At 28.0% G+C, this 22,221-nt stretch carries 19 protein-coding genes and 1 pseudogene; 16 read left to right on the top strand and 4 right to left on the bottom strand.

What is annotated here, in order from left to right:
- The 4 genes from AACL10_RS00755 (at position 1) to AACL10_RS00770 (ending at position 5,415) form a co-directional block, all read left to right on the top strand.
- Positions 1-1,095 carry a hypothetical protein gene (locus tag AACL10_RS00755; protein WP_338985335.1) on the top strand — a complete coding sequence of 365 codons (1,095 nt, stop codon included), beginning with the start codon at positions 1-3 and terminating at the stop codon, positions 1,093-1,095.
- Between the two features lie 8 nt (positions 1,096-1,103).
- Positions 1,104-2,915, top strand: coding sequence for an AAA family ATPase (locus AACL10_RS00760; protein WP_338985336.1), 1,812 nt, complete (start codon positions 1,104-1,106; stop codon positions 2,913-2,915).
- 22 nt (positions 2,916-2,937) lie between these two features.
- Positions 2,938-3,504, top strand: coding sequence for a 4Fe-4S single cluster domain-containing protein (locus AACL10_RS00765; RefSeq protein ID WP_338985337.1), 567 nt, complete (start codon positions 2,938-2,940; stop codon positions 3,502-3,504).
- 87 nt (positions 3,505-3,591) lie between these two features.
- Complete coding sequence (locus tag AACL10_RS00770; RefSeq protein ID WP_338985338.1) at positions 3,592-5,415, top strand: hypothetical protein; 1,824 nt, start codon at positions 3,592-3,594, stop codon at positions 5,413-5,415.
- Here the strand turns inward: AACL10_RS00770 and AACL10_RS00775 are convergent.
- The gene (locus AACL10_RS00775) at positions 5,412-6,257 is read right to left on the bottom strand and encodes a bifunctional 5,10-methylenetetrahydrofolate dehydrogenase/5,10-methenyltetrahydrofolate cyclohydrolase (RefSeq protein ID WP_338985339.1); all 846 of its coding nucleotides are present in this window, start codon (positions 6,255-6,257) and stop codon (positions 5,412-5,414) included. The genes AACL10_RS00770 and AACL10_RS00775 overlap by 4 nt on opposite strands.
- A 43-nt stretch (positions 6,258-6,300) precedes the next feature.
- On the opposite strand from AACL10_RS00775, the gene AACL10_RS00780 reads away from it, so the two are divergent.
- The gene (locus tag AACL10_RS00780) at positions 6,301-7,863 is read left to right on the top strand and encodes a formate--tetrahydrofolate ligase (protein ID WP_338985340.1); all 1,563 of its coding nucleotides are present in this window, start codon (positions 6,301-6,303) and stop codon (positions 7,861-7,863) included.
- Positions 7,864-7,894: 31 nt separating this feature from the next.
- Here the strand turns inward: AACL10_RS00780 and AACL10_RS00790 are convergent.
- Positions 7,895-9,253: pseudogene (locus tag AACL10_RS00790) on the bottom strand (FAD-dependent oxidoreductase).
- Positions 9,254-9,377: 124 nt separating this feature from the next.
- On the opposite strand from AACL10_RS00790, the gene AACL10_RS00795 reads away from it, so the two are divergent.
- The 6 genes from AACL10_RS00795 (at position 9,378) to gpmI (ending at position 15,899) form a co-directional block, all read left to right on the top strand.
- Positions 9,378-10,103 carry a hypothetical protein gene (locus AACL10_RS00795; RefSeq protein ID WP_338985343.1) on the top strand — a complete coding sequence of 242 codons (726 nt, stop codon included), beginning with the start codon at positions 9,378-9,380 and terminating at the stop codon, positions 10,101-10,103.
- A 26-nt stretch (positions 10,104-10,129) separates the two neighbouring features.
- On the top strand, positions 10,130-10,855 hold the full coding sequence (gene nagB / locus AACL10_RS00800) for a glucosamine-6-phosphate deaminase (protein WP_338985344.1): 726 nt from the start codon (positions 10,130-10,132) through the stop codon (positions 10,853-10,855).
- A gap of 69 nt (positions 10,856-10,924) precedes the next feature.
- Positions 10,925-12,598: a hypothetical protein gene (locus AACL10_RS00805; RefSeq protein WP_338985345.1), complete on the top strand. Its 1,674-nt coding sequence runs from the start codon at positions 10,925-10,927 to the stop codon at positions 12,596-12,598.
- A 132-nt stretch (positions 12,599-12,730) separates the two neighbouring features.
- Positions 12,731-13,480, top strand: a complete 750-nt coding sequence (gene tpiA / locus AACL10_RS00810; protein ID WP_338985346.1) for a triose-phosphate isomerase — start codon at positions 12,731-12,733, stop codon at positions 13,478-13,480.
- An 11-nt stretch (positions 13,481-13,491) separates the two neighbouring features.
- A complete protein-coding gene (locus AACL10_RS00815; RefSeq protein ID WP_338985347.1) occupies positions 13,492-14,310 on the top strand; it encodes a Cof-type HAD-IIB family hydrolase in 819 nt (272 codons plus the stop codon).
- Between the two features lie 2 nt (positions 14,311-14,312).
- Entirely contained in the window at positions 14,313-15,899 is a 1,587-nt protein-coding gene (gene gpmI / locus AACL10_RS00820) for a 2,3-bisphosphoglycerate-independent phosphoglycerate mutase (RefSeq protein ID WP_338985348.1), read from the top strand.
- A gap of 19 nt (positions 15,900-15,918) precedes the next feature.
- On the opposite strand, the gene AACL10_RS00825 is transcribed toward gpmI, so the two are convergent.
- Both AACL10_RS00825 and AACL10_RS00830 read right to left on the bottom strand, forming a co-directional pair.
- Positions 15,919-17,121: a hypothetical protein gene (locus AACL10_RS00825; RefSeq protein ID WP_338985349.1), complete on the bottom strand. Its 1,203-nt coding sequence runs from the start codon at positions 17,119-17,121 to the stop codon at positions 15,919-15,921.
- Between the two features lie 70 nt (positions 17,122-17,191).
- Positions 17,192-18,172: an NAD(P)/FAD-dependent oxidoreductase gene (locus AACL10_RS00830; RefSeq protein ID WP_338985350.1), complete on the bottom strand. Its 981-nt coding sequence runs from the start codon at positions 18,170-18,172 to the stop codon at positions 17,192-17,194.
- 66 nt (positions 18,173-18,238) lie between these two features.
- Here AACL10_RS00830 and tsaE point away from each other — a divergent pair, with 66 nt between their 5' ends.
- From tsaE to AACL10_RS00855, 5 genes are all read left to right on the top strand, one after another.
- Positions 18,239-18,655 (top strand): tRNA (adenosine(37)-N6)-threonylcarbamoyltransferase complex ATPase subunit type 1 TsaE, encoded by a 417-nt coding sequence (tsaE, locus tag AACL10_RS00835; RefSeq protein ID WP_338985351.1) that lies wholly within the window; start codon positions 18,239-18,241, stop codon positions 18,653-18,655.
- Position 18,656: 1 nt separating this feature from the next.
- A complete protein-coding gene (gene tsaB / locus AACL10_RS00840) occupies positions 18,657-19,223 on the top strand; it encodes a tRNA (adenosine(37)-N6)-threonylcarbamoyltransferase complex dimerization subunit type 1 TsaB (RefSeq protein ID WP_338985352.1) in 567 nt (188 codons plus the stop codon).
- 15 nt (positions 19,224-19,238) lie between these two features.
- Complete coding sequence (locus AACL10_RS00845) at positions 19,239-19,712, top strand: hypothetical protein (protein ID WP_338985353.1); 474 nt, start codon at positions 19,239-19,241, stop codon at positions 19,710-19,712.
- Positions 19,713-19,798: 86 nt separating this feature from the next.
- Positions 19,799-20,032 (top strand): hypothetical protein, encoded by a 234-nt coding sequence (locus AACL10_RS00850; RefSeq protein ID WP_338985354.1) that lies wholly within the window; start codon positions 19,799-19,801, stop codon positions 20,030-20,032.
- A 112-nt stretch (positions 20,033-20,144) separates the two neighbouring features.
- Entirely contained in the window at positions 20,145-22,196 is a 2,052-nt protein-coding gene (locus AACL10_RS00855; protein ID WP_422398154.1) for a PTS transporter subunit EIIC, read from the top strand.
- Positions 22,197-22,221: the final 25 nt, after the last annotated feature.

Consider the following 22,221-nt stretch of genomic DNA (forward strand, 5'->3'; position numbering starts at 1 on the left):
ATGAGCATGACAGCAGAAGAAATTTTAGTTAATTGTGAAAAGCAATTTGGATTTATAAAAAAAGATATTGATGCTTTAATAAAATACATTAAAGAGTTAATTGGACATTGTGAAGAAATTGATCACTCTGGTTTTTACAAAAATCAAATTCAAGAATTATTAAACAGATTAACTAAAGAACAAGAAGATTTGGCTCAAAATACTTATGAAAGAGAACTATCTTCTGATACACATGTTGCTATTGAAACATATCATGAAATTCAAAGATATGCTGAAAGAAAAAGAGATGTCATAGCTGATTTCAAAGCTCAAGTATTTAACTTTAAAAAAGACGTTCTTGCAAAAGAACAAGAAAATATTTTAAAGGCTTTGGATAAAAATTTATTTGAAGACTTAGAAAAATTAAAAAACTCATTAATTGAAAAATATAAAGACGAAGAAGATAAACTTTACATTAAAAAAATGTTTGACGAAAGTGGACACATATTAATAAATAAAAATAGCAATGAAATATATGATTTTGTTTTAGAAGAACTTAAAAAGAGAAAAGCTTCAAACAATGTTATTGCAAAAGAAATTGTATCTGGATCAATTGAGCTATACAGCGAAGACAGAGATCTTGTAGAAGCAATTAGAGATGAAGCTAAAAACTTCATGGGTTTTGGAGAATCAAAAAACTTCCAAGAAAACATGAAGAACTACTTTATTAATTCTTCTAAAATTGCAGAACAAGAAGCTGTAAGAAAAGATAATGTAATAAAAATAGTTAATGCCATCAGAGATGTTGGGTATATCGTTAATGAAGACAATATAAGAAAACTTGAAGAAAAAAATATGATCTTAATACATGGTGAAAAACCAAGTGGTGAAACAGCTGACTTTGCTGTAAAATTAGATGGAAGTTTTATTTATAATTGAGAAGGATTTGATGGACATGAGCATGACGCTGATGCACAAGCATTCTTAAGCAAATTAAAAGAGTTCAACTTGCATTCAAGTGATGAATTCAATAAACAATATAGAGAGCCAAAGTATATTGCTAAAAATAAACAAATGTTAAAAAATAAAAATAGCAATTCAAACTCAAGCAAGTAGGTGGAAATATGAGTGTAAAAAGAGAATTAAGTCAATTAAAAAATTTAATAGGAATTAAAAAAGCAATCATTATTGAAGGTAACATTGATGATATTTATGAATTTGAAGGTAAATACATTAACATCCATGAAATTGTTATGAATATTTTTGAGCAAAAAAATTATTCAGATAAATTTATTTTTGATCAAAACTCAGGATTAAAAGGTAAAAAAATTTCAAATCTTATTTTAACTTCAGCTGATCAAGGACAGGGTGAATCTGCTGCAAATGAATTCGATGAATTGTTTGGTGGTGGAAGTAACGACAAACCAGAGAAAAAAGATGAATTAAAATTAAAAAAACCTATTGATTTTTTTGCTATTTTAAACAAAAACATAAATAGAGAAGATGATAGAAAAATTGGTTTTGTTGCAGACTATACAAACTTTGTATTTAGTGACCAAGGTTTAGATGTTGACGATAGAGCTGTGTTAACTGAATTTTCTAAAACTTTAAAAGAATCGGATTTTTCTATTGCCAAAATCGATGAATTAACAAGTTGCATAATTTTCTTAACTAAAAAAATTAATCAATTACCACCAAGTTTATACTTAGATAATCCAGAAATAATTATCTCTACTTTACCAAAACCAAGTAGAGAAGAAAGAAAAGAATTCTTATCAACAATCAAATCTAGAATTCAAGTTACAGATATTTCAACAGAATTTGAAAATATAGTTGATGCAACCGAAGGTTGAACTTTAAAAGAACTATCTCACTTTGCTAAGTTTAGTTGTAACTTTGAAACGCCAATTACATTTACAAAAATGTTTAACATCTATAACTATGGTGAAAAAACTTCTCCATGAGAAGAGTTGAGCTATGAAAAAATGTTAACAATAAAAGATGAACTTTCTTCAAAAGTAATAGGACAAGATGAAGCTGTTGAAAAAGTGGCTAAAGTAATTTATAAAGCATATACAGGTTTAACTGGTATAACTTATTCTTCAAAAAGAAGTAAACCAAAAGGTACGCTATTTTTTGTTGGTCCAACAGGAACTGGTAAAACTGAACTTGCAAAAGCTATTACCACTTTCTTATTTAATGATGAAGCAAACTTAATCAGGTTTGATATGTCAGAGTATGGACAAGATAATGCAGATCAAAAATTAATTGGAGCTCCTCCAGGTTATGTTGGATTTGAAGGTGGAGGTCAACTTACAAACTCTGTAAAAGAAAAACCATTTTCAGTAATTCTTTTTGATGAAATCGAAAAAGCAAGTCCAAAAATATTTGATAAATTTTTACAAATATTGGAAGATGGTAGATTAACAGATAACACAGGTCAAACTGTAAGTTTTAGTGAGTCATTTATAATATTTACTTCAAACATTGGAGCAGCTGACGTTAATCCAAATCAAAGCACAGAAGATGTTCATAATGAATTTATAAAAAAAGTTCAAGAACATTTCACAAATGAACTAAACAGACCAGAACTTTTGGGAAGGTTTGGTAATAACATTGTTCCTTTTAACTTTATTAAAGACTTAAGTTTAAAATCAAAAATTATACGTCAAAAAGTTAAACCAATTCAAATTGCTATATATGAAAAATATAAAGCAGAACTTCATATTGATTTAAATGATCAAAGTTTAATTTCAATTATGTTAAAAAATGCAGATGAAAGAAGAGGGGGACGTGATGTTCTTAACTCACTAGAAACTAATCTTGTTGACCCTCTTTCAGAATTCATTTTTGAAAACTTACAAAACATTAAACCGGGAACTAAAATTTTAACTTCATCTGGTGAAGGAAAAATAAATTTTACAATAAATGGCTAATTTAAATATTGGCAAGTTTTTAATGAATAGTGAAATAGAAGGCCCTGGAACAAGATTTGTAATATGATTTCAAGGATGTAACATTGGATGTAAAGGGTGTTCTAATCAAGAACTTCTTTCTTTTGAAAAGAAGATGTTCATGCCAAATGAATTCATTTATGAGAAAATATTACAAGCTAAGGAAATGTTTGATATTGAGGGTGTGACTTTAATTGGGGGAGAGCCTTTCTTACAACCTGATGGGTTAAAAGAACTTGTCCAATGATGTCAAAAAAATAACTTAACAGTTATTTGTTTTACTGGGTACATTTACGAAAAAATGCTCGAGGAGCATGAAGAAATTCTAAACAATATAGATATTTTAATTGATGGACCGTTTATTATGAAACAATTAGATAAAAATAGAAGACTGATTGGAAGTAAAAATCAAAGAGTTATTAAAATAACAGATAAATATAAAGATTGTGATTATTTTGAGCAGCCACATTCAGAAGCAGAAATTCAAATTTATAACAATAGAATTTCTATAAATGGTGATGGTGTTATCTTTGATAATGAAGACGGTGAATTCAATTTTAAAATAAAGTAGGAGACTTAAATGATTTATTTAGTTAAGAGTATGACAAATTTTTGATCCATTTTTCCTTTTTAATTTTTAAACAGAAAGGAAAAAGAAATGAAAAATAATAAAAGTAATTTAATTTTCGACATGACAATGAGTGCAATGCTTTTGTCTGTCGGACTATGCTTAAAGTTGATATTTCCTCCACAACTAGGAGTAGATTTAACTCTTCTTGTGATAATAATCACGGGATTATTTTTTAAATCAAAAATATCATTAACATCAACAATAGGTATATCTGGACTAAGTTTTTTAATAATACCAGAACCTTTATTGTGAATATCTACAATTATAATTTATATTCTTTTCAATATTTTTATAGTTGTATTTAAAAAAATTATTCTGAAAAATAAATCAATAATATATATAACAACACCATTCTTTGGTCTTATGATTACAACATTATATTTATTTGCAGCAATGGTTTCTTATGGCAAAAATGAAGGTTATGCCAATTATTTAAAACACCTTCACGAAGCTTATGTAATATTTTTTATGTATTGCATACTAATACCAATAGTTTTAAATCCAATAATAAGATTTATGAAAAAGATGGAGGAAGCACACCCAAGTGTTTTTAATGATCAATTCAAATCTTATATAAAAGAAAGTGAGGCAAATATGAAAAATTTTAGTGATAAAAAAATTAATTATAATGTTCAACTTGCTTCAATGATACTTTCAATGATGTTATTAATATGCTACTTTAGTTTTGTTCCTTACAAAATGGTAATTAAATTGGATAACATAAATTATTTAGCGGCAATAATGATTGTGCCAACTCTTATGTTATTTATAACTCCAATGTGAATGAGAATGGCTAAAAAAATTGGTAACTTAAATGTTCTTAAAATAAATTCAATAGGTATACTTTTTGCAATTATTTTTACATTCAGTTCTTTTGCAACAACTAAATTAACAATAACAATTCCATTTTTATTTGTTGGTTTAATTCTGTTTGGTGTATTTATCGCTGGTTTTTTACCAATAAATATTGAGGCTATCAAAAGTTTTGAAAAAAGAAATAACTTAAAAAATAAAACTTCAAAATATAATTCTATATTTGGATTTCTATTATTACCAGTACCTTTTGTTTTAAGTTATTTTGTAAATGATGTTGCATCTCTAATTTTATTTATGATAATTTCAATTACGGTTGTGTGTTTGGTTTCTTTCAATAAAAATATAATGTCTGAGGGAAATGTTTTAGACATTAAAAAAGGAACTTTCACAACACTAAAATCTAATAAGAAATTTTTTACAGAGATTTTTGTTCAAAACTATTTCATAGGATTCTTTAAGTTTTTAGATTGATCACTTGTGCTGTTCTACTTTATTTGTTTTACAAATAAAGGTATTCAAATAAAGTGAAAAGAAAATGAAATGATGATACTGATGTTTTTAGTTGGTGGATTTGTATTAAAATATCTGGCACAGGCAATTTTTAGTAATATTAAGTTCAAAAATAAAAATGTAAATAGAATAGCTATGCTAACAACAATACTTCCAGTTATTTTATTCATAGGATTTTTAACTACTAATTTATTTATTAATTATGAATCTGTAAATATAGTTTATTACTCATTGCTAACCATAATGATGTTTATTTTTGGAGCATCATATTCATTAATAGAAAAAACAAAAGCACAAAGATTTAGAGATATGGTTCAACCAGAAGAATTTTCTTTGGCTATGATAATAGATCATGTTATGGGGAACGCATTCTTTTCTTTAATCATAGCGGGGGCATTCTTCACAACTATTTTATTAACAAAAACATCTTTAATTGGTTTAATTATATTAATGGGTATATTTGTTTTTATAGCCACTGTCTTATTGTTGGTAAATTTATGTTTAAAAAATAAAAAAGAGAACTAAAAGTTCTCTTTTTCTTTATATAAATTAAATGTATTCTCTAATAAACAAGCTATAGTCATTGGACCAACTCCACCAGGAACTGGTGTAATAAATTTTACAATATTAGATACTTCATCAAATTTAACATCACCACAATATTTTCCATCAACGAAGTTTGCCCCAACATCAATTACAGTCATGTTGGGGTTTACAAAATCTTTTGTTATTAAATTTGCAACTCCAGCTGCACTAACCAAGATGTCTGCTTTGCTACAAATATCGCTAATGTTTTTAGTTTTTGTATTACATATTGTCACTGTAGCTGATCTGTTTATTAACATATTAGCTAAAGGTTTACCAACTATGTTACTTCTTCCTACTATAACAACATTTGCACCAACCAAATTAACTTCTTTTCAATCCAAAAGTTTAACTATTCCAAAAGGTGTTGCAGGATAAATGTTTGAATTATTTAACATAACATTTCCTAAAGTTACAGGACTGAAACCATCTGCATCTTTATTTGGTGAAATTAAATCTGTAATTTCTTTTTCATCAATATTTTTTGGCAAAGGTAATTGAACAATTATTCCATCTACACTTTGATCGCTATTTATTTTTATTATTTCTTCTTTTAAGTTATTTTGTTTTATATCTTCTTCAAATTTTATAAGTTCACCAATTATGCCAACCTTATTACAAGCATTTAACTTGTTCTTAATATATTTATTACTTGCTGGATTATCACCAACTTGTATAATAACTAATTTAGGTTTTCTTTTTCCCTCTAATTGCTCTATACTATTTTTGAGGCTAGTATTTAGGTCTTGAGCATATTGTTTTCCATCAATAATATTGTTCATGATTTAAATCCTCTCTAGAAAAGATATTCTAAAGGTGATTATAATGGAAAAAATATTAAAAGCATTAGATATGCTAAAAATTAATGAAAATGATTATGAGTTTTATGGGAAAAATATAGCTAAAATCAATTATGAAAAATATTTAAATAATAATAAGGGCAAACTAATTTTAATGACTTCAATAAACCCAACTCCAGCTGGAGAGGGTAAAACAACAACTGCGATTGGACTTGCAGATGGTCTAAATTACATAGGTAAAAAAGCAATTCTTGCTTTAAGAGAACCAAGTTTGGGTCCTGTGTTTGGAAGAAAAGGTACAGCAACTGGTGGTGGCGAAAGTGAAGTAATACCAATGGATGAAATTAACTTACACTTTACAGGAGATTTTCATGCAATCACAACAGCGAATAATTTAATTTCTGCTCAAATAGATTCAGAAATATATTGAAATACTAATTTAAAAATAGATCCAAATAAAGTTATTTGAAAGAGATGTTTAGATTTAAATGACAGAGCATTAAGAAAAGTTGAGATTAAAATTAGTAGTAAAATTAGCAGAACAGAAGAATTTACAATTACAGCAGCAAGTAATATGATGACAATTCTAAGTTTGTCAAAAAACTTAGAGGACTTAAGAAATAGATTAGATAATTCATTGATTGCTTACAATAATGATGGAAAAGAAATATATTTAAAAGAATTAAATATAACTGGTTCTTTAATGGCATTATTAAAAAATGCCATCAAACCAAATCTGGTTTTAACAAAATATGATACACCAACTTTAATACATTGTGGTCCTTTTGCAAACATAGCAACAGGAACTAACTCGATTATTTCAACAAATTTAGGTTTAAGCTTAGGAGATTATTGTATAGTTGAATCTGGTTTTGGAAGTGACTTAGGATTTGAAAAATACATGAACGTAGTTAACCAAGACAATGACCTAATCCCAGATTGTACTGTAATGGTTGTTACTTTAAGAGCTTTAAATTTACACAATGATTTCAATAATAATTTTGATCACTTAAATAAACACCTAAAACATGTTAAACAATATAACTTAAACTTAATAGTTGCAATCAACTTCATAGAAGGTGATGATGAAGAACAACTTAATACACTAAAAAATTGATTAGATGAAAATAATTATGTTTGAGAAATGAATGAAGCATATATAAAAGGTGCTGTTGGAGCTGAAAAATTAGCTCAAAGAGTTTCTGAATTATGCGAACAAAAACAAGATTTTAAAAAGTTAATAAACCCAAATGATGAAATAGAAAATAAAATTGAAAAATTAGTTAAAAATTTCTATTACTTAGAAGAATTTAAAATTAGCGATAAAGCAAAAGAAAAAATAGAGTCTATCAAAAAAACACAATATGCAAAATTACCAATATGTATGGTTAAATCTTCAAACTCAATCGATGGAAATGATTCAAAAGAAGAGAATTACGAAATGATAATAAAAGATGTTAACGTTAACACAGGAGCTAATTTTATATTGGCATATACAAATAATGTTATGAGTATGCCTGGATTAAACAAAGAACCTAACTCAAAAGATATAGATTTAGAAAATGGTTTAGTTACAGGATTAAAATAAAAAAAATGGAACTTTTGTTCCGTTTTTTTAACTATTTTTTAAAGTAATTTAACCCTAAAACTTCTAAACTAGCCAATGTAATAAAGTTGTATGGTTTGTTAAAGTGAGGCAAGAAGAAGATATCAACTAATGGTAATTCATCAATTGTTAATCCTTTTTGAATACCTAAAGCAAACATATACATTACTTCTGTATGGTTATTTACTGATGCAACTTGTGCTCCAATAATTCTTCTTGATTCTTTTTCTCAAATAACTTTTAATCAAACATCTTTATATGTTGACATAAATTCTGGTCTATCTGAATCTTTAAACATAACTTCTTCAGCATCAATTCCAAAACGTTTACATGCTTCCATTTAAATACCAACTGAAGCCATTTTTCAACCAAATACTTCGATACCATTTGCTCCAGTAAATCCTGGACTTTGTAATTCATTACCTTTAACAATATTTGCTGCAGCTAAGATACCTGTTCTAACAGCTGTAGTTGCTAAAGCGATTTGTGTATCTTTTTTCATTGAACAGTTATAAACTTGTGCACAATCTCCAACTGCATAAATGTCTTGATTTGAAGTTTGCATAAATTCATTTGTTTTAATTGCTCCTCTTTCATCAAGATCAATAACTCCTTTTAATAGAGTTGTTTGAGGAGTAACTCCGACTGAGAATACAACGTAATCTACATCAATTTCACTTTTATCTGTAATAACTTTAGTTACCTTACCATCTTGTCCTTCAAATTTAACAACTTTTTGTCCAAGTGCTAAGTTAACTCCTTTTTCTCTCATTGTCTCTTCAACTAAACCAGTAAATTCACTATCGTAGTAAACTGGCATAATTCTATCAGCAATATCAACTAATGAAACTTCTTTTCCGTTTCTTACAAAAGCATCTACCAATTCAACACCAATATATCCAGCTCCAACTACAGCAATTTTTTTGATTGCTGGGTTTTCATTTGCAGCTTTAATAACTTTGGCATGGTGGAAATTTTTACAAATTTGAACACCTTCTAAATTTATTCCTTCTATTGGTGGGAAAATCGGTCAAGTTCCTGAAGCAATAACTAATTTGTCGAAATTATCATCAAACTCTTCACCTGTTTTCATGTTTTTAACTCTAACAGTTTTTTTGTCAGCATCAATCCCAATTCATTGGTGCTCCATTTTTACATTGATATTTTCTCCAGCAAGAATTTCTGGTGAAGCATAGAATAATCCGTTTGGATCTTTAACTTCTCCAGCAACTCATAATGCTATTCCACAACCTAAAAATGAAATGTTATCATTTTGATCATAAGTTGTTATTTCCATGTTTGGATCTAATCTTCTTAGGGTTCTTACAGCTGTTGTACCAGCATGATTTGTCCCTATTACTATAGTTTTCATTTATTTTGCTCCTTTGTGTTTTTACATTATAATAATATATGAATTAAACAACTATGATTAAATTATTGAAAAAAAATTTCATAATTTTGAATTTAAATGGAAATTTTAAAAAGGTGGTGAGTTAATGTTTTTAAGATTAAATGGGGATGTTAACTACTACCTTAAAAGATCAAGTTTTGTTAGGTACTTTGATGAACACAATCTTTCAAGAAAAAGTAAATGATATATTAGGAAAGTTGAAAAAAGGGTAAATGATAAAAATACTTTTACCTATTTCAAATATTGAATTCTATGAAGATGAATTAATTTAAATTTTAAATTATCAGAAAACTTTATAATTAAACTTAATAAAAATATTAAAAAACTTAATCTTACACTTAACTCTAAAGAGGAAAGGTTTATAAGGGATTTAGAAGAGTTAGTTTTTAACTCTTGAAGGCCTCTAAAACAACTTCCTGTTAAATTTGAATTAGGTAAAAGAGAAAGAATAAATTTAATACAAACAAATGTAAATATTCACGACTATAAACCTGAAAATCATGAAAAAAAAATAAAACTTGTTGGAAAATACGACTGCTATTTTTCTAATCAAAATATATATTTAACTGATAATAATCAAAAAGTTAAAAAGATAATTAAAAATGACTCAATACAGGAAGCTTATATTGAGACGTTTGGAGTTGTTATAGTAACCTCTAAAAATAAATATTTATTTAGAGGTAAAAATAGATTACTGACTTTTGTTTTAATACAAAGGATGATACCAAGATTAAACCTAAGATTAGAATCAACAGAAGAGTTATACAATTATTTTGATTTTTGAAATAAATTAATTTCAAAAATTAGTTAATATATAGATAGATGAGGAAAAAAAATATGAAAATTATAAGAGTAAAAGATAACAATGAAGCAGGAAAAATAGTAAGTGATTTGATTTTAAATGAAGTTAAAGAAAACAATAAAGTAGTTCTAGGGTTAGCTACAGGAAGCTCTCCAATAACAACTTATGAAAACATTATTTCAAAAACAAAAGAACAGAATATAGATTGAAGTGAAGTTAAAACTTTTAACCTAGATGAATATAAAGGTTTAGAAGCATCACATAATCAATCATATAGATATTTTATGAATGATAAATTATTTGATCACATAAATATAAATAAAGAAAACACTTTTGTACCTAGCGGTATGATTGAAACAAACGAAGAAGCAAATAAATATGATAATTTAATTGCTCAACACGGAGGAATAGATTTACAACTTCTAGGTCTTGGTATAAATGGACACGTTGGTTTCAATGAACCAGGAAGTGATTTTGAAGGTCTAACTTCAATAGTTAATTTAACAAAATCTACAATTGAGGCAAATTCAAGATTTTTTGAAAATGAAAGTGATGTTCCAACTCAAGCTATATCTATGGGTTTGAAATCAATTATGAACGCAAAAAAAATAGTTTTAATTGCAACTGGAGAATCTAAAGCGGAAGCAGTTAAAAACTTAGTAGAAGGTCCAATCTCAAGCGAATGACCTTGTTCTGTTCTTTTAAATCATAAAGATGTAACAGTAGTTATTGATGGAGAAGCTGCTAAGTTATTGAAATAATTTTAATCATTTCAATAATATTTAGTTTGAATTATGTAATAAAAATAATAATAGGAGAATTATAGTAATATGAAAAATTTTATTTTAGGTTCAAAAACCTTACTTAAAATGGGTCTAAGTCTTTCTGCGATTTCTGTTGTTGCAGTGTCACCGTTAAGTGTTGTTTCTTGTCAAAAAACAATGCCGGAAGGAGATCATTTCGATCGTCCCGTTAATTGATATAGTCCATACAACTCTGTTCGTGGAAACTCGGATGCATTTGCAAACGACTCTTGTTCGATATTGTGAGATGAAGAGCAACAACTATTCTATAGTTGAATGTTGTTTAGAGACAATAAAGGTTTTCCTTCTGGTTGAATAGAAATGACATCACCAGATTTAAACAAATGAACACAAGGTAAGTACAGAATTAAACAAGGAGAACAATTTAATACTTTAAATGGAAAAGGTCAAACATCAGCTTTAGGTGGTTCTGTTTGAGTGGATACAGAAGGTAAATTCTTCGAGCCTGGAGATGTTGTTTTTGTATTATCTATGCAGCCATCAGTTATTTTGAATCAAGGTAGTTCAGAAACTATAGGAAGATCAAGTAGTTATTCAAATGACAAAACCACAGATGAAAGTGGTATTGCATATTTTGTTTCACATGGTTTAGGTCAAGATTTTTATACTTCAGGAGTACTTTCTAAAGAGTGTCTAAATAAAGATGGAACAATGAATTGAAGAGATACAGCTGTTTTTGAAACTGATGATGGTGTGTATTTTGCAATATCTGCAAACAACAGGTTAGAATTTTGAAAAATAAATCACTTTGGAAATAAAAAAGAAAATATAAATAAACCAAAAATAGAAAAAGTAAACGAACTTTTCGTTAGAAATATTGGTGTTGAAGTACCCAATGTTGTAAGGATGGGTGAAAACCTTTGATATGTTTCTGCATCTGTACAAGATAATCCTTTTGGTGGTCCTTTCCAATCATCTTGATACTCATTTTGTGAATGAGATAAAGAAAAAGGTTTCACACCTCTAAAAAATGAAAATGGAAAATTCACTCCATATAATTTAGAAGAATTACAAAGTGTTGAGGCAGCTAAAGAACTTCAAAAACTACAGCCAAATAATAAGGTTCTTGATTGAAAAAATAGTAAATTTAGTCATTTAATAAATCCTTGAACTGCAAATGAGTATGGAACAGAAGGTTATGCGCAAAGGGTTGTAAATCTTTATCAAACACAAGAAAAAATAAAGAATTCAAAATCAAATACAAATAAGGAGTATGCAAAGTTTGCAATTGCTCGCTCAATGACTTCTAATTGAGCATACGACACAGATATATGAACTTGAAAAGGTGGTTCTTATGGAAGTGAAAAAATAGAATTATCAGAAAATGGTAATTTAACTTTCTCTCCATATGATAAGATTGCTGGTTTTTCTGATAACGGAACAGCGGTATACCAATTAAAAGGTAAAGATCTTGAGAATGGATATGATTTATTTTTTAATAATGAAAAATTCACATTTAAATTACAAGAAAATAAAATCACTTGAGAAAACAATGTTAATACGGGTCTAAAAAAATGAACCAAAGAGGGTGGACCTGCCGATTTAGATGATGACATAATAATTGTTTGAAATAAATGTACACTAACTTTTTATGATAAAACAAAAAATTGAAATGCTCACTTTATGCTGCCTCAAAAGACAGTACATAAAATAAATAGTGGAGCAAAATCTATTGTTTAAAAATCAAAATAAATTACATAAGCTAATTTTTGCAACAAAAAAATATTTTGTTGCTTTTTTTATTTTAAAGATTTCTCTACATTGTAATATGGTGTAAAATCAAATAGTAAAACACTAAAGGAGTATATAAACATGAGAAAACAAATTATTGTAGGGAACTGAAAAATGTTCAAAACAAACTCAGAAGCTATTGAATTTATTAAATCAGTAGATTCAAAAGTAAAAGCAGATGAAAACATTATCGCTGGTATTGCTGTACCTTCAATTATGTTAAGTGACGTTCAGAAAGTTGCTAAAAACATAGTTATTTCAGCACAAAACTGTTATTTTGAAAAAGAAGGAGCATTTACTGGTGAAATATCAGTTCCAATGTTACAAGATTTAAACGTTAAATACGCTGTAATTGGTCACTCAGAAAGAAGAGATATCTTTGGAGAAACTGATGAAATGATTAATAATAAAGCTAAATCTTTATTAGCATCAAACATCACACCAATTTTATGTTGTGGAGAAAGCTTAGAAACATACGAAGCTGGAAAAACAATTGAATGAGTTAAAGCTCAAATTACAAAAGATTTTGCAGGAATTTCTGCAGAAGATGCAAAAAAAGTAGTTATTGCATATGAACCAATCTGAGCAATCGGAACAGGTAAAGTTGCAACTCCTGAAATTGCACAAAATGTATGTAAAGAAATTAGAGATATTATAAAAGGTATCTATAATGAACAAGTAGCAAATGAAATATTAATCCAATATGGTGGAAGTGTTAAACCAGAAAACATTAAAGATATTTTAGATCAAGCTGATATTGATGGAGCACTTGTTGGTGGAGCATCATTAATCGAAGATTCATACTTAGGATTAGTTAACTACAAAGGTTAATTATTTAAAAAATGAGTTATAAGATTTTAGCTTTAGATATGGATGGAACCACTTTCAAATCATTAGATGATATAGTAATGGAAAATGTCGAACCTATCAATCAAGCAATCAAAAAAGGAACAAAAGTTGTCTTCGTAACAGGAAGACCTATTCATACAAAATTGAATAGACTTGAATTATTTGATTTTTCAAATGATGGAGCAATTTTTGCAGCATTCAATGGAGCTTTAATTTGCGATTTAAAAAGTAAAAAAGCTATTGATGCTAATCCAATTGATAAAGAAACTGCTTTAAAGGCTTTTGAGCTTTTAAACAGTGATGAAGATTTCAAAGATGTTGAACTATGAGCATATACAGTTGATGACACATTAAGTTATATAAATAAACCTGTGTCAGAAGCAAAAGTATTAAAGCACGAAACAAACTTCTTTGATTATGAACCAGTAATTTTTACTCCAGACATGGAAATGTTGGATTGTCACAAAATTCTAACAATGAATACAAATACAAAATTTGTAAATAAACTTAGAGAATTAGGTCTTGAAGTTTCTTGAACAGAAGGATCTTCAACTGGAGAAGTTACTAAAAAGGGTATAAATAAAAAATATGCTCTAGAATTTTTATCAAAGAAATTCTCAATTGATAAAGAAGAAATTTTAGCTATGGGTGATGGTGCAAATGATGTTCCTATGTTTGAATACGCAGGATTATCAATAGCTCCAGCTAATTCTCATGATGAAATTAAAGCAAAAGCAAAAGAAGTTTCTGAATATACAAATTTAGAAGGCGCTGTTGCTAAAGCAATTTATAAATATATATTAGGAGAATAAATATGAAAACTAAAAAACCAGTAGTATTGGCTATATTAGATGGTTGAGGACTAGCAGAACCTGGAAAAGGAAATGCTGTTCTTGAAGCTAATATGGAATTTGTTGAAAGTCTTAAAAAAGAATATCCATGAGCTCCTTCACACGCAAGTGGTGAATGAGTGGGATTGCCAGAAGGACAAATGGGAAACTCAGAAGTTGGGCATATCCATTTAGGAGCTGGAAGAATTAAATATGAATCATTATCATTAATAAACAAAGCTATTTCTGATAACAAATTTGATTCAAATGAAGAAATTCAAAAAGCAATTAAAAATTCTTTAGATAAAAATAGTGCTTTCCACATAATGGGATTATTCTCAGATGGTGGTGTTCACTCACATATGAAACATATGTTTGCAACATTTGAAGCAGCAGCAAAAGCTGGAGTTAAAGAAATTTACTTACATTTATTTACTGATGGAAGAGATACAAAACCAACTGTTGCATTAAATTATTTAAAAGAATTAAATGAATTATTTGCAAAATATGGAGTTGGTCAAGTAGGATCAATTTCAGGAAGATTCTTCTCAATGGATAGAGATAAAAGAATGGAAAGAGTTGCTGAAGGTTACAAATCAATGGTTAACAGAAACTGTGAAAACTCATTTACAGATCCAGCAGCTTACATTCAATCACAATATGATTTAGGAAAAGATGACGAAGGAATTCTACCTGCTTATAACTCAAGTTGTGAAAATGGTTATATTAAAGAAAATGATACAGTAGTATTTGCAAACTTTAGACCAGATAGAGCTATTCAAATGGCAAGTACATTTACAAATAATGACTATGCAGCATGAAGCGATGAATCATTTAATGGTTTAACATTCCTAGGAGATAAAATTTATTTCCTATGTATGATGGAATATTCAGATTCTGTTAAATCAAACCACATTGCATTTAAAGCAATCGAAGTTGTAAATGGTTTAGGAGAATGATTAAGTAAAAAAGGTTACAAACAATTAAGAATTGCTGAAACTGAAAAAATTGCTCATGTTACTTTCTTCTTTGATGGTGGAAAAGATTACTTTAAAAATGGTCTTGCAACTCCAGAAGAAATTAAACTTGATGGTGCAGCAATTGATCTAATATCTTCACCCAAAGTTGCTACATATGACTTAAAACCAGAAATGTCAGCTGTTGAAATTACAGATAAATTAGTTGAAAGAATTGCTTCAGAAGAGTTTGATTTAATTGTTTTAAACTATGCAAACTGTGACATGGTTGGGCATACAGGAGTTTTAGAGGCTGCAATTAAAGGTGTAAAAACTTTAGATGAACAATTAAAAAGGGTTTATGAAGCTTGTGAAGCTCACGGAGCTACAATGATTATTACAGCAGACCACGGTAATGCTGAAGTTATGATTGATCAAGAAGGTGGACCAAACAAGAAACATACAAGTCAACCAGTACCAATCATTATTACTGACAAATCAATTAAAATGAGATCAAAAGATGCTGCTATCGCAGATGTAGCACCTACAATTTGTGAAATCTTAGGAGTAGAAATTCCTGAAGAAATGACACAACCATCATTAATTGAAAAATAAGATAAAAAAATACCTTCTATTAAATAGAAGGTATTTTTTTATCTTTATAAATTCTTTCAAGTGTTACTGGTATGAGGATTAAAGATGGCAAAGCATAAAAGTGTAATAAGAAAAATCCTGAAAATAAAGATGTTAGAAATTCCATTGAAGGATTTTTATACCTTCCAGTCAATCTTAGCGAAGTATAAACTATTGACATTATATTTGTTGTAAAAGCAAATATGTATAAAGCGGGATAAACAAAATAATATAATGCAGGTATTTTGTTTGCGAAATTATAATTTTCAAACGAAGTCATTTTATAAAGAATTAAACCTATAAAAACTAAATTTATTGACATTTTAACTATGCTTACTATTTTTTGCTCTAAAACTAAGCTTGGTATTTCTTCTTTTTCTTTTTGATTAACTATCTTTTCTTTTGTAAGTCAGTTATTTAACAAAATCATTAGATACTGACAACAAGTTATCAGCAGCAAACAACCAATCGTTCCAAATATCATTAACTCTAAACCGTTTATTTCTACTAATGGATTAAAGAAAAAATAAGGCGTAGCCAAAACTCCAATACCTAATTCTTTGACTCACTCATAGTTATTTTCAATAAGTCATTGGTTTTCTTTATCGCTTATATTTTGCATATAGTGTTCTGATCCAATTTTGAACATTATTAACATTCTGATTGTTACAAAGCATAAATAAAATATAGGATAAATTCACCCAATTAGTAAGTCCTTTTTATATCAACTTCTAATATCTATTTTTTCTTTTCTCACCGCAACTATGTAATAAGTTATTGCGATAATGTATGTAAATAAATGTGTTGTAACTGTTATAAATCACTTTATAAATGTGTTGTAAACATTTGCATAAGAAACTAATGGGTTTGTATCAATATTTTGATTTGATAAAGTTGCTGAAAGACCTGATCAAAACAAAGCCATAGTTAAAGTAAAATAAGCTAGAAAATTAATTCAAGCTACTTTTCCTGGTTTTCATAAACCTCATTTACCATCTAACGCAACAAATATGAAAAATATAAAGAACATTCAATTGGTTTGAGTTGTTCAAAAAGCCATATCAGCAAAAACCTTATTAGTTGCTCCAAATACATGGTATCTTGGTGCTGGATCCAATTGAGCCATAACAGCACTCAATATTAAAAATCCAAAAAAATAAATAAAAAAAACATATCAAATTGTTATTTTAATCTTTTTATTCATAATATTCCCTTCAATTCAATCAATAAGATTATTATTTATTTAAACAAAAAAAGCAATCAATAAGAGTTTTTTATCAACCGTTATTAACTACTTTTCTATCTTTTATTATTTTCTCTATGTTAACAATTGCTTGCATTGATTCATAAACACTTGAAACTAAATTTCTAATTTTTGTTTCATAGAAACAACAATCTCCTGAAGCATAAATACCTTTAACTGAAGTTTCCATAGTGTGATCTACTTCGAATCTATTAAGTTTATTAATTTTTAAATCTAAATTTTCAAATTTTTCTTTTTCTATTGTTGAACCAAATTGAACTATTACAGAATCAAAATCTAATTCCATTTCCTCGTTTGTTTCAATTCCAACGATTTTTAATTTTTTAGCAACATCGCCATCTTCTTGAGAAATTTCTACAAAGTTATAAGGAGTTAAAAATCTAACATTGTTGTTTTTAGCTTGTTCAATTGAAGCTGGTTTTGCTCTAAATTCTTCTCTTCTGTGAATTATAGAAACTGATTTTGCAATTCCATTTAATTCATTTGCTCAATCTAATGAAGAGTCTCCTCCTCCAAAAATTAAAACGTCTTGATCTTTAAAACTTTTCATATTTGTAACTGAGTAAAAAATATTATCATATAATTTATCAACTAATTGTATTGGTTTGAATAAGCCAATACCATCTGAGAATAATATTCTTCTATATTTAACAACTTCTTTATTTGAAAATTTAACTTCAAATCAGTTTATGTGTTTTTCATCTTCGGGTTCAATTCTTTTTATTTCTAAAACATATGTATTATAAATTAATGAAATGTTTTCATCATCTTTTTTTATTAAATCAAACATCTTATCCATTGCTTCTTGACCTTGTATTTTTGGAATAGCAGGAAAATTATAAATAAATTTTTCTGGGTAGTATGTACTAACTTGTCCACCATAAGTTTCTCTAGCTTCAACTACATCTCCAGTTAATTTTAAATCCGCTGCCATTTTTCAAGCATACATACCAGCTGCTCCGCAGCCTATTATTAAAATATCTTTAACCATAATTGCCTCCAAAATAATGCAAAATCATTATATCATATATACATAAGTGAAAAGGGGTAATGCCAAATGAGATTTGAAATTAAAAATTTACAAGAACTTAGTCAAGTTAGTGAATATTTAAAAAGTAAAGTTAGCAAAAATGTCTGTTTTATACTTGATGGACAAATGGGTGCTGGCAAAACAACTTTTTCAAAAAATCTATTGAATAAAATAGGGTTAGAAGATAATGTAACTTCACCAACATTTACAATAATGAATCAATATAAGTTAAAAGATTTAAATATAAATCATATAGATGCTTACAGATTAACACTAGAAGAAGATGAACAAATGTACTTAGAACAAATGATAGATGCATTTAATATAGTTGAATGAAGTCAAAATCTATCAATAAACTATTTAAATTATTTTAAAGTAATTAAAGTTAACATTGAAATTATTGATGAAAATACAAGAGTATTTAATATTTTGGAGGATAACTAAAATGAATTTATTTTTAGACACAAGTAACAATAAGTTGATCTTTATTCTAGAAAAAGATAATAAAATAGTTGATTCTCTTTTTATAGATAATCAAATAAGAATAAGTGATATTGCACTAGAAGAATTAACAAAATTTTTAAATAAAAATAATTTAACTATACACGAAATAAAATGTCTTTATGCAACTAAAGGTCCGGGTAGCTATACTGGTGTAAGGGTCGCAATAACAATAATCAAAACTTTGAAAACAATAAATAATAGTTTTGAAGTATTTTTAATTTCTTCTTTAGCTTTTCAAGCATCTAATAAAAAATGCATAAGTTTAATAGATGCAAAGGGAAATAAATTTTATATGGGTGTATATGATCAAGGCACAAATATAATAGAAGACCAACTAATACCAGCTGAATATCTTGATGAATTTAAAAATCAATTTAAAGATTTTGAAGAAATTAAAGACTATAATAATGTTGAATTTGAAAAATCATTTCTCAATTTGAAAGAGCACTTTAACGGTGTAGAAAAAATAACTGATATCAATCCTTTATATATAAAACATTTCATTTAGAAAAGAGGTCTTAAAGTGAATGGATCAGACAAAACATTTCTATTACCAACATGGGGCTTAATAATTTTAATATTTATTTTAATAATAGGACTAGCGCTTGCTTTTTGAGGTGCTTTTTCAGCATTTAATTTTCAAAGACCAATTAAAAATAAATTAATAGATATTTTTAAAGATAAAAAAATAATTAATAAAAAAGATTTAAATACTAATTTAAAAGGTATTTTTGCACTTACATTTAAAAATGTTGATATTAATGACTTTTTTGTTCCTATATTTATATTCAAAACAAAAGATTTAAATATAAAAATTAAGGAATTATTAGATGAGATAGAATCCAATAGTCAAAACAATATCGCAAAATACATTAAAGAAAAACAATCTAATATAAATAATATAATTTTTGTGCAACTTGAATCAGAAGATTCAGATGAGAACCTAGAAAAATGAATAGAAATAGCAGATTCAAAAGATAAAGGGTTTAACAAATAAAAAATCTTTTTTTAAAAAATGGAATTTTCTCCAATAATTTGAAAAAAAAAAAAAAATCTTTATAATAATAGGTGTGGAGGATATGTATGGAACAGAATCAAATCATTGGTTTGTCATTGATTATATTAGGGTTGATAATAATGGCAATTTTTAGTTGACTTATTTTTCATTTTAAAAATGGTAAAAAAGCCAGCGCAAACTTCAATTCAAAAAATAGTGAAAGTCAGACAGTTTGAGAATTTACTAAAAAAAATTTTCCAGTTTTTATTGCTTTATTTGGTTTGATAATGTCAATCACTGGTTTCATGATGATGTTCTAGTATTCAAAACTAGAAAGAGAGAAATGAGTTTATGAAAAATATTTCTTCAAAATCTGGAGAAAAAAAAGATAATCGATTCGTAGGCTATTGAAAAAGAGTTGGTCATGGAATAATGCCAACACTTTCAAAGTTAAGTAAGGCATTCTTGCTTCCTATAGCCTTGCTTCCTATAGCTGGTGTTTTTCTTGGTGTTGGATCTGCAATAGCAACCAACTCAGCTGACGCTAGTTTTGGTTATTATTTTGGTAGTGTTTTGAATAAAATGGGTGATGTGTGTTTTGGTAATTTACCTGTATTGTTCTGTATTTCGGTTGCCTTAGCATATACAAAAGATTCAGGAATTGCTGCTTTAACAGCTGTTGTTGGGTTTTTGGTTATGAATGGTATGCAAGCTGCTTTATTACATACACAATCAGTTGGTAATGATAGTGTTTACGCATATGTTGAAAATGCAGCAAATGTAAGAGATGGTTGATATAAGTTATATACACTAGTTGGGAATGATTCAAATGGAAATCCTATTTATGAAATTAAATGGGATGAATTAAATTTTGGATTACAAAATATAACTAAATATGCAAGTGCTTCTTCAATAGAATCAATTGCTAATGGAGAATTCAAATTGATTAACTCAAATTTAGAGTTAATAGATGCAGCAGGGAGTGTTAAATATTCATTACTATGAATTAATAACATACCTAACGGATTAATTACATCAAATATTGGTGTAACATCACTAAATACAGGAGTTTTTGCTGGTATATTTGTTGGTGCTATTGCTGCAAAATGTTACAACAAATTCCACGATACTCAATTGCCTTCAGCAATTAGTTTCTTTTCAGGAACTAAACTAGTTCCTATCGTTACTTTCGTAGCAGTTATTCCTTTATCATTAATATTTATGTTCTTATGACCATATATTGGTATTGGACTTGCAGCATTTGGTAGAATCTCTGGAGAACTACCAAGTGGATTGGATTCATTTATTTATGAAGTTATAGAACGTTCATTAGTTCCTTTTGGACTACACCACGTTTTCTATGCTCCATTATGATGAACAAATGCAGGAGGTTCAATTGCAGAAGCTTTCCAAGCAGCTATTGATAATCCTGAATTACAAAATAAATTTTATGAAGTTTGATCTTCAAATCATAATGCTAAAGAATTACTAGCTGATGCAGGTTTTACAACGGACTTTGATGGTGTTATGAGATTAATTAGTACAAGATATCAAGATTTATGACAATCAATGGGAGACCAAACAATGGCTTATAAAGTTATTGCTAACTCAAAAGTTCTTAACTTTACAGATTTAGAGGTTCTTGGTTTAAATATTGGTAGATTCCAATCAGGTAAATTTGGATTTATGTTATTAGGTTTACCAGCAGCAGGAGTTGCTATGTGACTTAATGTACCTAAAGAAAATAGAAAATCAGTAATGGGTATTTACTTCTCAGCTGCATTCACTTGTTTCCTAACAGGTATTACTGAACCTTTAGAATATACTTTCCTATTCTTAGCTCCTTGATTATTCTATGGAGTGCATATGCCTCTAGCATCTATATCATTCTTATTAGCGGGTCTATTCCAAACTCACGTTTCAATGACTGTTTCTGGAGGATTTATAGATTACATAGTGTTTGGGGTAGTTCCTTTCTTTGGTAATCAAGCAATGAGTGCTAAATCATGTTTTGCAGTTTTAGGAGTGGCATTAGTTATGGCACCAGCATACTTCTTTGCATTCTACTTTGCAGTAAAATACGGAAAAGTAATGGTACCTGGTCGAGATGGTTCTTCAGAAGTTCAATTATCAACAAAAGCTGATTACAAAGCTTCAAAAGGACAAAATTTAGATGGTTCAAAAATTGAAAAATCTAAAGATTCAAATGAAGAAGCTAGAATGGAAAAAGCTAGAAAAATAATTGAATTCTTAGGTGGAGAATCAAATATTGAAGACGTTGATGCTTGCGCCAGTCGTTTAAGATTAACAGTTAAAGACTCTTCTTTAGTTGATAAAGATGGAATCTTATCATTAGGTGGAGCAAACGGAGCTCTTATAAGAGGAAATAACGTACAAGTAGTTTACGGTGGAGAACAAGAAGCCATTAAACCACGTATGATTAAAATCTTAGCAGAACAACGTAAAGACAAACCAAATAAATAATTAAATAATAAAAAAAGTTCTTAAG

Origin of the sequence: Spiroplasma endosymbiont of Diplazon laetatorius (genome assembly GCF_964019625.1) — a bacterium.
GTDB lineage: Bacteria > Bacillota_I > Bacilli_A > Mycoplasmatales > Mycoplasmataceae > Spiroplasma_A.